General features: G+C 66.2%; 9 protein-coding genes. 3 read left to right on the top strand and 6 right to left on the bottom strand.

Translation table 11 applies throughout. The features are described from left to right. Positions 1 to 41 precede the first annotated feature (41 nt). The 4 genes from ACOOHP_RS09095 to ACOOHP_RS09080 all read right to left on the bottom strand — a co-directional run bounded on the left by ACOOHP_RS09095 (position 42) and on the right by ACOOHP_RS09080 (position 4745). Positions 42 to 536 (bottom strand): acetyl-CoA carboxylase biotin carboxyl carrier protein subunit, encoded by a 495-nt coding sequence (locus ACOOHP_RS09095; RefSeq protein WP_420466128.1) that lies wholly within the window; start codon positions 534 to 536, stop codon positions 42 to 44. A 135-nt stretch (positions 537 to 671) separates the two neighbouring features. Next, positions 672 to 2192, bottom strand: a complete 1521-nt coding sequence (locus ACOOHP_RS09090) for an acetyl-CoA carboxylase biotin carboxylase subunit (protein ID WP_420466127.1) — start codon at positions 2190 to 2192, stop codon at positions 672 to 674. Beyond that, positions 2189 to 3961, bottom strand: coding sequence for an acyclic terpene utilization AtuA family protein (locus ACOOHP_RS09085; protein ID WP_420466126.1), 1773 nt, complete (start codon positions 3959 to 3961; stop codon positions 2189 to 2191). The genes ACOOHP_RS09090 and ACOOHP_RS09085 overlap by 4 nt, the downstream gene beginning before the upstream one ends. A gap of 1 nt (position 3962) precedes the next feature. Continuing rightward, positions 3963 to 4745, bottom strand: a complete 783-nt coding sequence (locus ACOOHP_RS09080; RefSeq protein WP_420466125.1) for an enoyl-CoA hydratase-related protein — start codon at positions 4743 to 4745, stop codon at positions 3963 to 3965. Between the two features lie 198 nt (positions 4746 to 4943). On the opposite strand from ACOOHP_RS09080, the gene ACOOHP_RS09075 reads away from it, so the two are divergent. Together ACOOHP_RS09075 and ACOOHP_RS09070 are read left to right on the top strand one after the other, a co-directional pair. Then, positions 4944 to 6149, top strand: coding sequence for an acyl-CoA dehydrogenase family protein (locus ACOOHP_RS09075; protein WP_420466124.1), 1206 nt, complete (start codon positions 4944 to 4946; stop codon positions 6147 to 6149). Positions 6150 to 6213: 64 nt separating this feature from the next. After that, positions 6214 to 7053, top strand: coding sequence for an SDR family oxidoreductase (locus tag ACOOHP_RS09070; RefSeq protein WP_420466123.1), 840 nt, complete (start codon positions 6214 to 6216; stop codon positions 7051 to 7053). On the opposite strand, the gene ACOOHP_RS09065 is transcribed toward ACOOHP_RS09070, so the two are convergent. Beyond that, complete coding sequence (locus tag ACOOHP_RS09065; protein WP_420466122.1) at positions 7050 to 7781, bottom strand: TetR/AcrR family transcriptional regulator; 732 nt, start codon at positions 7779 to 7781, stop codon at positions 7050 to 7052. The genes ACOOHP_RS09070 and ACOOHP_RS09065 overlap by 4 nt on opposite strands. A gap of 121 nt (positions 7782 to 7902) precedes the next feature. Between ACOOHP_RS09065 and ACOOHP_RS09060 the strand changes: the two genes are divergently transcribed. Next, positions 7903 to 9555: an AMP-binding protein gene (locus tag ACOOHP_RS09060; RefSeq protein WP_420466121.1), complete on the top strand. Its 1653-nt coding sequence runs from the start codon at positions 7903 to 7905 to the stop codon at positions 9553 to 9555. A gap of 32 nt (positions 9556 to 9587) precedes the next feature. Here the strand turns inward: ACOOHP_RS09060 and ACOOHP_RS09055 are convergent, their stop codons facing one another. Beyond that, positions 9588 to 12320 carry an MMPL family transporter gene (locus ACOOHP_RS09055; protein WP_420466120.1) on the bottom strand — a complete coding sequence of 911 codons (2733 nt, stop codon included), beginning with the start codon at positions 12318 to 12320 and terminating at the stop codon, positions 9588 to 9590. Positions 12321 to 12333: the final 13 nt, after the last annotated feature.

The raw sequence follows: 12333 nt of genomic DNA, 5'->3' as shown, positions 1-12333 counted from the left end.
AGGGCGACTTGCGAGATCGGGATGTCGGCCTGAAAGCCGACCTACAGCGGCTCCAACGAAAGGAGCAGCGCATCGCGTTCGAAGGACTGCGCTTTCTCGTAGCGGATCGCCGCGACCACGCCATCGCGCGGTGCGATCAGTGTCGTCTCCATCTTCATGCTTTCCATCACCAGCAGAGTCTGACCCTTGGTAACGGTGTCGCCGGCGGCAACCGCGATGCTCACGATGCTTCCCGGCATCGGTGCGAAGATTCCGTCCTCGGTGCCACCGCCGCCCTGCGCCGCAAGGCGATCCAGCGGATGGCGATAGCGCAGCGCGTGCGCCTCGCCATCCAGATGCACGAACACCTCGTCGCCGCGGGTTGCGATCACCACCTCGATGTGGCGCTCGCCCACCGTCAGCCAGGCGCGGCCATCGGCGGCCGTATTGAGGTCGATCTCCAGCACCGCATCGCCGACGTACAGGCAGTAGGCGCTGCGGGATCGTGCCAGCGCTACGTTGTGCTCGGCCTCACCGAGCTTGAAGGCGTGTTGCATATCAGGCCGCTCCGGGCTCTTGGTCATATCTGCGCATCGGCGGGCGGCCTGATGTGCCGACTCGCGACGCTACGACCCCCATGCTGCGCATTCTCGAAAGTTCCACTTCCTCGACCCTCCACGCGACTCGCGTCACTAGTTGCTCCAGGAACCGATGGCCGCATGCAGATCGGGAATGGCATCGGCAGCGTCGCGCATCGGACGCGTGCTCAGGCTTGCCGCGGCAAGCAGCGCGTCGAGTCTGTCGGTCGGCAACTCGGGCTCGGCCGCAATCTGCGGATTGGCGTCCAGGAATCCGGTGTGTACATCACCAGCTACAAAGGCTGGATGCGCGATCAGCCGGCGCAGAAAGGCGGTGTTGGTCTTGCAGCCGAGCAGCACGGTATCGCGCAGCGCCGCATCGCCTCGGGCGATGGCTTCGGTGCGATCCGCACCGCGCACGATCAGCTTGGCGATCATCGGATCGAACGCGCTCGTCACCTCGCCGCCCTGCAGCACGCCGCTGTCCCAGCGCACGCCATCGCCCTGCGGCGGATGCAGGGCCAGGATCGGGCCGGTGGTTGGCGTGTAGCCACGCGCCGCATCCTCGGCGTAGATGCGGAACTCGATGGCGTGCCCCTTTGACTTCACGTCCGCCTGCGTGAATCCGAGCGTCTCGCCCGCAGCGATGCGCAGCTGCTGCAGCACCAGGTCGATGCCGGTGATCTCCTCGGTGACCGGATGCTCCACTTGCAGGCGCGTGTTCATTTCCAGGAAGAAAAATTTCGCCGCGCCGCGGGCGGCGCCTTGAACATCAGCGTCCTGGGCAAAGATGAACTCGACAGTGCCGGCGTTGCGATAGCCGATGGAGCGCGCGATGCCCGCTGCGGTCTCGCAGATCTTTTCGCGCAGCTCGGGCGTGAGCGCGGGCGACGGGGTTTCCTCGACGATCTTCTGGAAGCGGCGCTGTACCGAGCATTCGCGCTCGAGCACATGCACCACATCGCCCTGCCCGTCGCCGAGCACCTGCACTTCGATGTGGCGCGGGTTTTCGATGTAGCGCTCGCAGTACAGGCGACCGTCACCGAAGTAGCGCTGACCTTCGGAGCGGCCACGTTCGATTTCCTGTTCGAGCAGCGACAGGTCGCGCACGATGCGCATGCCCTTGCCTCCACCACCGGCACTGGGCTTGATCAGCAGCGGCGCACCGACGGCCCGCGAGCGCTCGACGAACGTCGCCGGATCGTCGTCCTCGATCGCGGAGGGCGCCACCGGGAATCCGGCCTTCTCGACGAAGTTGCGCGCGCGCACCTTGTCGCCCATCAGGTCGATTTGTTCCGCGGTAGGACCGATAAAGCGGATGCCGGCCTTTTCCACAGCCTCGCAGAAACCGCGATTCTCGGACAGGAAGCCGTAGCCCGGATGGATCGCACCAGCGCCGCTGGCCCGGGCTGCTGCAATGATCTGCGCACCGTCCAGGTAGGACGCCACCGGCGTAGGGCCGGTGATCTCGATGGCCCGGTCGGCCATCTTGACCGCGGCGGTGCCTTGATCGGCGGCGTGGTACACCACCACGCCCTTGAGTCCGAGCTGGTGCACGGTGCGCAGCACGCGCACCGCGATCTCGCCGCGATTGGCAATCAGAATCGTGTCGAAAGGCCACTTGTCGGGACTCACCTGCAGACCTCCAGGATGGATTCGGGTACCTCGATGGGAAAGTCCATCAGGATTTGCGCCAGCATCTTGCCCTGCGGGTCGTGGCGCAGCGAGGCGATGCCGCCGCCGCCGAGCGCGGACTGCATCAGAAAGTTGAAACCCTGCAGCCCCGGCAGTTCGTAGCGCTCGACAGGTCCGGCCACGAAGTGCGCGAAATAGTCCTTGACTGCTTGCGCAGTGAGCTGTGCACGCAGCACTGGAACAAAGTCCGGTCGGCGGGCAAGCACGCCGACGTTCGCCGAATCGCCCTTGTCGCCGGATCGGCCGTAGGCAATGTCGATCAGGCGCAGACGGCGTGCCGGTCCTGGGGGCGGCGGGACGGCTGGCGCAGGTTCGGCTGCCGCGACCGCCTGACTCTCCGAGAACGCCAAGGTTGGCGCCACGAACGCTGCGTCGTCGATGGCGATCGGCACCGCCGCCTTCGGCACCAGGCAGGAGAACAGGCGCACTAGCGGCGTTGGCGAAGGGCGTCCGCCGGAGAAGCCGGTGAGGCCCTGGGCCATGGCCGTGGCCGACGGGATGCATTCGCGGCTGAAGATCTCCAGCGCGCGCTTGTCTGCGTGCTGCACGGCGATCTTGAGGATCACTTCGCGGGTGTCGCGGCGCCGCGCCTGCGCGCCCCAGTTGGACTCGGCGCCGAGCACTTCGATGTCGGTGCGGCGATAGTCGTCCAGGCCCTGCGTCGCGAACATCCGTCGTGTGCGTGCCAGGATCGCCCTGCCGACCGCCTCGGCCTTGGGTACCGCATCGATGCCGCCGACCATCATGGTGCTGGCACAGCGCCATCCGTCCTGCCAGGTGACGGATGCCTTGTACTCGGCAGAGGGCGCGCGGCCTCGGGCACCGGTGACTTCCACCCGGTCCGGCCCCAGCTCGCGCACGCGAACCTCGCGCCAATCGCAGCTCACGTCCGGTAGCTGGTAGTTCGCGGGGTCGCCGATCTCGTAGACGATCTGTTCCGACACCGACGCAATCGAAACCCGGCCGCCGGTGTTTGCCGGCTTGCTCAGCACGAAGCGGCCATCGGGCTCGCAGATCGCGATGGGGAAACCCATGCGATCCCAGTCGTCGGCCACTGTCTCCCAGTCCGTGAGCAAACCGCCGGTGGCCTGCACCCCGCACTCGATGACATGGCCCGCCAGACTGCCGGCGGACAGCCGGTCGAAATCGGTTGCCTTCCAGCCGAACTCGTGGATCAGCGGCCCGAGCGCCAGCGCGCTGTCCACGCAGCGGCCGGTGAGCACGATGTCGGCACCGGCGGCGAGTGCCGCGGCAATCGGAAACGCGCCGAGGTAGGCGTTGAAGCTCCAGGGCGCGGCCGGCATCGCCTCACCGCTGAACATCTCGCGCAAGGCCGCGAATTGCGCTGCGCGCGGCAGCAGGTCGTCGCCGGTGACGATCGCCACCTTGAGTGCGATGCCCTGCGCGGTGAGCCGGGCCTCCAGGGTGGCCTTGCAGGCCTGTGGGTTGATGCCACCGGCATTGGTGACCACGCGGATGCCGCGGGTCTTGATCGGCTCTGCGAGCGCTGCCAAAACGCCGGGCAGATCGGTGGCGTAGCCGGCGTTGGCATCCTTGGCGCGCGCCCGCGCCAGCAGCGACATGGTGATCTCCGCCAGGTAGTCGAGCACCAGGTAATCGATCTCGCCGGACTCGACCAGCTGCTTGGGTCCCTGCGCGGTGTCACCCCAGAATCCGGCGCCGCAGCCGATGCGCACGACCGGCTTCATCTCAGCCGCCCGCATAGTTCGGCGCGCGCTTCTCGATGAAGGACGCACGCCCTTCCAGCGCATCGGCGGTCGAGGCCATGGCTGCGAACATCGCCTGCGAGTACTCCAGCGCATCGCGCAGACTCATGTCGCGCATCGCGTTGAAGGTTTGCTTGCCGAGGCGGACCGCAGTCGGCGAACCGCCGGTCACGCGCGCCAGCAGCCAGTCCAGCTTCCCGTCGAGCTGAGCTCGCGGCACCACGTAGTTGAGGATCCCCCAGTCCAGCCCGTCCTGTGCGCAGAATGATTCGCCGGTGATGCAGATCTCCTGCAGACGCCGCGCCGGGATCACTCGAAGCATGTACGGCAGGATGGTCATCGGCGTCATCCCGATCCGGGACTCCGGTGCTCCGATGCGGATATCGTCGGCGGCCACCGCCATGTCGCAGGCGCACAGCAGGCCGAAGCCGCCGGCCAGAGCGTGGCCGTTGACCCGCGCCACAATCGGCAGCGTGCAGTCCTGGATGCGTTTGAACAGCTCCACCATGTAGTGCTGCGGACGGGAGTAATCGACGCCGAAGGGATTGCCGTCGGCGTTCTTCTGCAGATCGCCGCCCGCGCAGAAGGCCTTGTCCCCAGCACCGGTCAGCACGATTGCGCGGCAGTCGCGGTCCGCCACCGCGTCGCCAATACCCTCGCCGATGCGACGGATCACATCCTGGTTGATCGCGTTGCGCCGCTCTGGCCGATTCAGCGTGATCCATTGCACGCCGTTGCGGCGTTCGACGAGTACGGGTTCGGTCATCGCGGGCTCCAGTTCGGCGCGGCCGGGCGGCCGGCTCGCGCATGTTGTGAGTAATACTCACTATAAGCCCTCCACTCGTCAATACCCAAAACCGGAATATTTCTGCGCCGTGTCCATGGCACGCTTCCGGCTTGAACTTCGAGTCGGGTTCTGCGAGATTGGCTGCTATTAGTGAGTGACCCTCAGACACAAGGAAACATGGCGATGTCGAACGGATCCTACAGCTCCGTCAACCAGGCCTTCTCCGGGCTGTCCCACGACGAGATGGAAGTGCTGGCCAATGCCGACCGCTTCGCGCAAGCGGAGCTGTATCCAATGGCTCAGCGGATGGACGACGAGGAATGGTGGCCGGCCGAAGCTTTCCCCAAGATCGGCGCCACCGGTTACTTCGGCGTCACCGCGCCCGAATCGCTGGGCGGCGCGGGCCTGGACGTGTTTACCTCCGGCCTGATCCTGCAAGCGTTTTCGCGCTGGAACCACGCCATGGGTCTGGCCTGGGTGGCACACGAGAACCTGTGCCTGCACAACATCCTGCGCAATGCCAACCCCGAGCAGCGGAGCAAGTATGTTCCAGGCCTGTGCAAGGGCACCGCCATCGGCGCGCTGGGCCTGACCGAACCGGGCGCCGGCTCGGATGCACTGGGCTCCATGCGCACCACCGCACGCCGCGAAGGGGGGCACTACGTCCTCAATGGCCGCAAGCTCTACATCACCAACGGCCCGGTCGCCGACGTGCTGCTGGTTTACGCCAAGACCGACAAGGACAAGGGCGCGCAGGGCATCAGCGCGTTCATCGTCGAAAAGGATTGTCCGGGGTTCAAGGTGGCGCAGAAGCTCACCAAGATGGGCTTTCGCGGCTCGCAGACCGCCGAGCTGCTGTTCGACGAATGCAGGGTGCCGGCGGAAAATCTCGTGGGCGCCGAGAACAACGGCGTGCGCGTGGTGATGTCCGGCCTGGATCTGGAGCGGGCCATGATCTCGCCGATCTGCCTGGGTATTGCCGAGCGTGCTTTCGCACTGGCGCTGGACTACGCGCGTCAGCGCAAGCAGTTCAACCGGCCGATCGCGGACTTCCAGATGATCCAGGCCAAGCTTGCCGACATGTATACCTGGGTCGAGAGCATGCGCATCTTCACCTATCAGGTGCTGCGTGCGGCCAACGTCATCGGCGAAGATGACGGTGGCCGTGGCGAGATCCACAAGCTCACCGCCGCCGGCGTGCTGTACGTGGCCGAGACCATGAACAAGGTGCTCAACGACGCGGTGCAGGTGCACGGCGGCACCGGCTACATCTGGGAGAGCGAGATCAACCGCCTGTACCGTTCGATCAAACTGCTGGAGATCGGCGCCGGCACCAGCGAGGTGCGCAAGATGATCATTGCCAAGGAGCTGCTGTCCTCGTAAGGAAAACCACCCTCTCCACGCACGTGCGTGGCGGAAGGGAACCACCATCCCGCCCACGATCCTCATGTCCGATCTGCTCGACACTCTGTGGTCCGCTCCCACCGCGTTCCGCTCCGACCTGTTTGCCGGGCAGGTCGCGCTGGTCTGTGGCGGCGGCAGCGGCATCGGCCGCGCGACCGCCTTGCTGCTGGCGCGTCTGGGCGCCAGCGTCGCGATCACCGGCCGCACCCAGGACAAGCTCGACCGCGTGGTGGAATACGCCCGGGCGCGCGGCGCAAAGATGCATGGCTTCGCAGCCCAGCTTCGCGAGCACGAGCAGGTGCTGGCCCTGTACGAACGCCTGGAAGCCGAGGTCGGCGTGGCGGATCTGGTAATCAACAGCGCCGGCGGCCAGTTTCCCCAGAACGCCATCGACATGAGTCCCAAGGGCTGGAACGCGGTCATTTCCAACAACCTCAACAATACCTGGTTCGTGATGCAGCGCGCCGCGCAGCGCTGGCGCGATCTCGGCCGCGGCGGGTCAATCGTCAACGTCATCGTGGTGCTCGAACGCGGCATGCCGGGAGTGGCGCACACCCAGGCCGCACGTGCCGGCATCGTCGGTGCTATGCGCACCGTCGCGGTGGAATGGGCTCCGCTCGGCATCCGGGTTAATGCGGTCGCCCCCGGCCTGACCGAAAGCGAGGGGCTGGACGTCTACCCGCCGGAGGCTGCCGCGGAGTTCGCATTGGCCAATCCGCAGCGGCGCATGGGCCGTACCATGGAAATCGCCGAATCCTGCGTGTTTTTATCCTCGCCGAGCGCCAGCTTCATCACCGGCGAAACCCTGACCGTTGACGGCGGCGGCAAGCTGTGGGGCGAGTTGTGGCTGAGCGGCCGACCCGCGTGGTACGGCGGCGCTTAGGCCTTGCGCAGCGTGGCGGCCACCCGCTCCAGACGATCGGCCAGAGCGCAGAGATCGGCGTCGGTCAGGCTCGGTTCGAGCGGCCGGCGCAACTCGATGCCCGTGCAGACCAGATCGGTGATCTGGTCGGCCGAGCGTTCGGCATCGAGCGTTGTGTTGCGATAGAGAAAGCCCCAGGCGTGATGCTCGATCCCTCCGTAGACGAGATCCCGCAGCAGTTCCAGCGGCACATCGTCGCGAAACTCGCCGCTGCCGATGCCCTCGCGGACCACGTCGAGAAACAGGCCGGTGTACTTGAGGTTCATGCGGTGCAGCGGCGAGCGCGAGTAGCCGGGTTGCGAGCGCACATCCGAAAAAATCAGTCGGCACATGCCGGGCCATTCGCGGATGGTCTTGAGATGTCGCCATACCAGGTAGCGAAAACGGTTGCGGGCGCCGCGGATCATCGACAGATCCTTGGTGTAGTCGCCAAACAGTTCGCCGTACCAGTGTTCGATCACCCGGTTGAGCAGTTCACGCTTGGTCGGGAAATACTTGAACACCGTGCCCTCGGCTACGCCGAGCCGACTGGCGATCTCGGTCACCGCCGTGGCATGAAAACCGTGCGTAACAAAGACGTCGCGCGCCACCGCCAGGATTTCCCGGGTGCGCTTGTCGGAGGTCATCCGCGACGCCCGCTGGCGCGGCGCCTTGGCAGCCGGTTGCGGGCCGCGACGCGTGGAAACCATGCCTGTATCCCAAACCGAGTGAGTGGGCGTCACTATAAGAGAGTCGCGCGCGGCGCGGGTGCAAGCCCGAGCGCGCTTCCAGGGTCATGAATACGAGCACAACGAATCAGGAGTGAACCAGATGAATCTGGACGTCGAGAGCCTGTACGACCGTCGCGCAGATCGGCGCTGGGAGCGCGTGAGCGTGGGCGACATCTTCGAGCGCATGACCTGGAGCCAGCCCGACAAGCTGGCCCTGATCGCCGCGCCCTGCGCGCAGCGCGATCCGGCCTACGCGCGCGTCACCTACCGGCAGGCCGACGCCACCGCCAACGCCATCGCTCATGGTCTGCTGTCGCGCGGCCTGACGCGCGGCGCGCGGGTGGCGTTTTTTTGCGACAACTCCAACGAAGCCTTCCTCACCAAGATCGCCTGCGCCAAGGCTGGGCTGGTGGCGATGCCGGTCAACACGATGATGGCCGCCGATATGGTGGAACACTCGCTGCGCCACGTCGGGGCCAACGCCGCGATCGTGGATGCCGAGGCTTGGGTCAGGGCGCGCGGGCCGCTGGAGACGGTCGGCATCCCGGTGCTGGCCGCAATTCCCAAACAGGACGGCGACACTCAGGGTCTGCCGACACTGGCGCAGTTGATGCAGGACCAGCCCGCGCGGGAGCCTGAGGTCCGCATTCACGGTGATGACATCTGGGAGATCCTGATGACCTCGGGCACCACCGCCATGCCCAAGGCGGTGATGATCTCGCACACCTATACCTACCTCGCCGGCCTGAACCAGGCCTCGGCCTATTCGCGCGGCGTGCCGTTCGAATCCGACTACCGCATCTGCACCTTTCTGCCGGTGATCTACCACATCGGCGATCACCTATTTCCCTTGTCGGCGCTGCTCGCGGGCGGCAGCGTGGTGCTGGGCCGCGCGCCGACACCTGCGAATCTGTGCGCCGCGATCGAGCGGGAACGGCCGTCTGCCTACTTCACCGGCTCGCCGCAGTTTCTGGCCGATCTGGTGCGCACCGCGGAAGGCAGCGACCCGGTGCCGGATCTGAGCAGTCTGCGCGTGGTGATCTATGGATGGGGAGCGGTGGAACCTGCGGTGCGCACCAGGCTGCGGAAACTGAGCCCGCAGGCCACTCTGGTCGGTATCTTCGGTCAGACCGAGTGCATCGCGCTGCATCGCTTCCCGGTGGAGCAGTTCCAGGAGGTTTACGGTCAGACCGCGCCGGCCACCAACGTCGTCGGACTGCCGACGCCGCTGCTCGCCTCCACCGTCATGGACGAGGACGGCCACTCCCTGCACGACCGGCCCGGCGCGCGCGGCGAAGTGGTGTACCGCTCGCCGGTGGTCACCGCAGGCTATTTCCGCGACGAGAAAGCCACCCGCGAAGCATTCCGCCACGGCTGGTTTCACAGCGGGGACATGTGCGAATTCCGCGCTGACGGTCTGCGCGTGATGGTCGACCGCTACAAGGACGTGGTGAAGTCCGGTGGCGAGAACGTCTCCAGCCTGCGCGTGGAAGCGGTGGTCGCACAGTTCCCCGGCGTCGCCCGTGTCGCCGTGGTGGGCCTGCCCGATCCACGCTGGGGAGAAACGGTGACCGCAGTCGTCGTGCCCCGGCCGGATGAAACCATCGACGAAGCGGCGCTGATCGCTTTCTGTCGCGAGCGCCTCGCCGGCTTCGAGACACCCAAGCGTGTGGTGCTCATGGACGACCTGCCCGCCACCGTGGGCGGCAAGGTGCTCAAGTACAAGCTGCGCGCAAGCCTGGGTTCGGGCTAGCGGGGCTTAGCAAGCCGGCAGCAGCCGGAGGCTCATCTCAGCATCGCGGTGGCGCGTGCCAGCCGTTCGGCCTGCACGCGATTGAGGTTGCGGAACACGGTGGCGGCAATCCACGGATACCGGCGGCGCAGACGTTCCAGGTCGGTCGCATCGAAGCGCAGCACGCGGACCGCGGTCACGCAACTGACGTTGGCGGTTCGGCGCTGGCCGAAATAGCCTGCCTCGCCCACCACGGCGCCGCGACTCATGGTGGCCAACACCTTGCGCTCGCCGTTGCGATCAATCCACACCTCCAGCGTGCCGTCGACCACCACGTACATGTCCCGCGCGAAATCGCCCTGCTGGATCACCAGCTCGCCGGGGTTGTGCGACTCGAGCTTGGACATCAGGGCGAACACCCGCGCCTGACGCAGGCTCAAACCCGACAGCAGCGGGATGGTGTGCTGAGGCGACTGCCCCAGGTCCAGGCGCAGCAGATCCCACAAGGTCACGATGCGCAGGCGCGAACCCAGCGCCGGAGTCAGGGTGAGCTCGGACACCCAGGCCAGGAACAGGGTGAATGCCGCCAAAAGTCCGAACTGGACCTGACTGACCAGTTCGCTGCCGGTGAGCGCCAGCAGACCCAGACACAACGCGATGGTCGTTAACGTGGTGGGTCGCAGCGTTTCGCGCAGCGCGGTCTGTACCGCTTGCACCTCGCTGCCGGAGGCGCGCGCCAGGCGGTTGAAGCGAGTCAGAAAATGTACGGTGTCGTCCACCGCCACCCCGAGCACGATGCTGGCAATCAGGCTGTTGGTGGGATTGAGCGGAATGTCCAGCAGGCGCAAGGTGCCGAAATAGATCGAAACCGGCACCAGATTGGGCAGCAACGCCCAGAGTCCTGCGCGAGCCGAAGTGAACATCAACGCCAGCATCGCCCAGATTGCGAAACAGGCGATCGCCAGCGACACCCATTGTCCGCGCCCGATCTCGTTGACGGTGCGCGTGGCCAGCACCGGCGTACCGGTGATCGATCCGTTGAGCGGCGGCTTGAGCTGCGCCAGCTGCGCCTCCACGCGCTCGACGAAGCGCGTGATCTCCACCGAGTCGCCGACCTTGATGCGCACCGTGATCAGCGCCGAGCGCAACCGCGCATCGAGCACGCGACGCAGCTCCTCGCCGCCGGCGAACAGAAGCAGTTGCTTGATCGCCGCGGCGTCCTGCGGCACCGAAAAATACGCGGGGTCGTTCTCGTTGAGGCTCTGGTTGAGCAGCTTGAGGTGATCCACGTAGGACACCGCCTGCCCCACCTCGGGCTGGTCGCGCAGCCAGTTCTGCAGATCGTCGACGCCCCGCACCAGTTCGGGATCGCTCAGCGCGTCGTTGACGTGGGTCTCGATCAGTACCGACACGAAGTTGGCGCCGTCGAAGGTGCGATTGACCGCCTCGTACTCTTCGCGCACCGGCACGCCTTCGCGAAACGCGCGGATGTAATCGGTGCCCACCGGGATGCCCGACGCCAACCACAAGTCCACCGGCACCAGGATCAGCGCCACCCACACGATGGGCTTGCGCCACCGGATGTCGAACGCTGCGATGCGATCGGCCCAGCGTTCGGCGACCGCGCGGCCCCACTCGCGGCGCTGCGGCGCGCAATGCAACTGGTCGAGCAGCGCCGGCAGGAAGAACAGGATCAGCACAAACAAATAGAACACGCCGATGCTGGACAGCAACGCGAAATCGCGTACCGCCGGCAGCCCCTGCGGCATCAGCGCGACGAAGCCTGCGATGGTGGTCGTCCCCGCCAGCAGCAGGCCGACGCCGACCCGACCCATCACCTCGCGCCGCCGGATTCGACGTTCGTCTGCCGTGCGCGCCGAGCTTTCGTAGTAATCCGACAGCAGGTGAATGGCGTAGGCCAGTCCCAGGGTGATCACCAGCGGCGGCATGATGATGGATACCAGATTCAGCGACTGCCCCATCGCCACCGCAGTGGCCAGGGTCCACAGCAGCGCCAGGCTCACCGTGGCGACCACCGCCAGGGTCGCGCGCAGGCTGCGGAACGCCGCATACAGCAGCAGAACGATCAGCAGGTAGATCACCGGCAGACTCAGGTACAGCGTGCGCAGCATCGCGCCGGTACTGGCAGCCTTCACCACCGGGCTGCCCGCCAGCCAGACCTGCTCGCTGCCGGTGATCTCGCGGGCCAGGGTGCGGAACTGTCCAGGGTAGTCGTCGCGCCGGAAGCGCTCTTCGCCCAGCGCATCCAGGCTGATCGCCAGCGCCGTGTGGATGCCGTCGTCGGACACCAGCACGCCGCGGTAGAGCGGATTGGCGGAAATCTGCTGCGCAAACTGCTTGACCGATTCGGGATCGCGCGCGGCTTGTTCGGTGAACGGACTGACCTCGAGGTCGTCGCCTTCGGCCAGCACATTGGCGGCGGTGCCCAGCGAGAACACCCCCTTGACGCCGGGGAACTGGCGCAACCGGCGGGTCAGGTCGCCGATGCGTGCCATGTTGTCGGGGGTGAACAGCGGGTCCAGGCGCACCGACATCAGCACGGTTTCGCCCTCGCCAAAGGTGTTGCGCACGCGCTCGAAGATCTGCCGGTCGCGATCGTCCAGCGGCAGCAGGCTTTCGGTGGTCGGATCCAGCTTCAGCCGCGGCGTGAACGAGGGCAGCGCAAAGATCTGCAGCAGCGCCACCACGCTCAAGACGGCGGTGGCGACCAGCAACAGGCCCGGTCGCCGCACCGCCTGCTCGATCAGCCTGGACAGCAGATTCATGACGGCGGGCGCG

The organism is Panacagrimonas sp. (genome assembly GCF_965216805.1).
In the GTDB taxonomy this organism is placed as follows: Bacteria; Pseudomonadota; Gammaproteobacteria; order Nevskiales; family Nevskiaceae; genus Panacagrimonas.
The sequence above is the reverse complement of the archived record's forward strand: the minus strand, read 5'-3'. Positions and strand labels throughout refer to the sequence as shown.

Coding starts and splice junctions, on each gene's coding strand:
- ACOOHP_RS09095 (WP_420466128.1), bottom strand. CDS start 536: ATGCAACACGCCTTCAAGCTCGGTGAGGCCGAGCACAACGTAGCGCTG.
- ACOOHP_RS09085 (WP_420466126.1), bottom strand. CDS start 3,961: ATGAAGCCGGTCGTGCGCATCGGCTGCGGCGCCGGATTCTGGGGTGAC.
- ACOOHP_RS09080 (WP_420466125.1), bottom strand. CDS start 4,745: ATGACCGAACCCGTACTCGTCGAACGCCGCAACGGCGTGCAATGGATC.
- ACOOHP_RS09075 (WP_420466124.1), top strand. CDS start 4,944: ATGGCGATGTCGAACGGATCCTACAGCTCCGTCAACCAGGCCTTCTCC.
- ACOOHP_RS09070 (WP_420466123.1), top strand. CDS start 6,214: ATGTCCGATCTGCTCGACACTCTGTGGTCCGCTCCCACCGCGTTCCGC.
- ACOOHP_RS09065 (WP_420466122.1), bottom strand. CDS start 7,781: ATGGTTTCCACGCGTCGCGGCCCGCAACCGGCTGCCAAGGCGCCGCGC.
- ACOOHP_RS09060 (WP_420466121.1), top strand. CDS start 7,903: ATGAATCTGGACGTCGAGAGCCTGTACGACCGTCGCGCAGATCGGCGC.
- ACOOHP_RS09055 (WP_420466120.1), bottom strand. CDS start 12,320: ATGAATCTGCTGTCCAGGCTGATCGAGCAGGCGGTGCGGCGACCGGGC.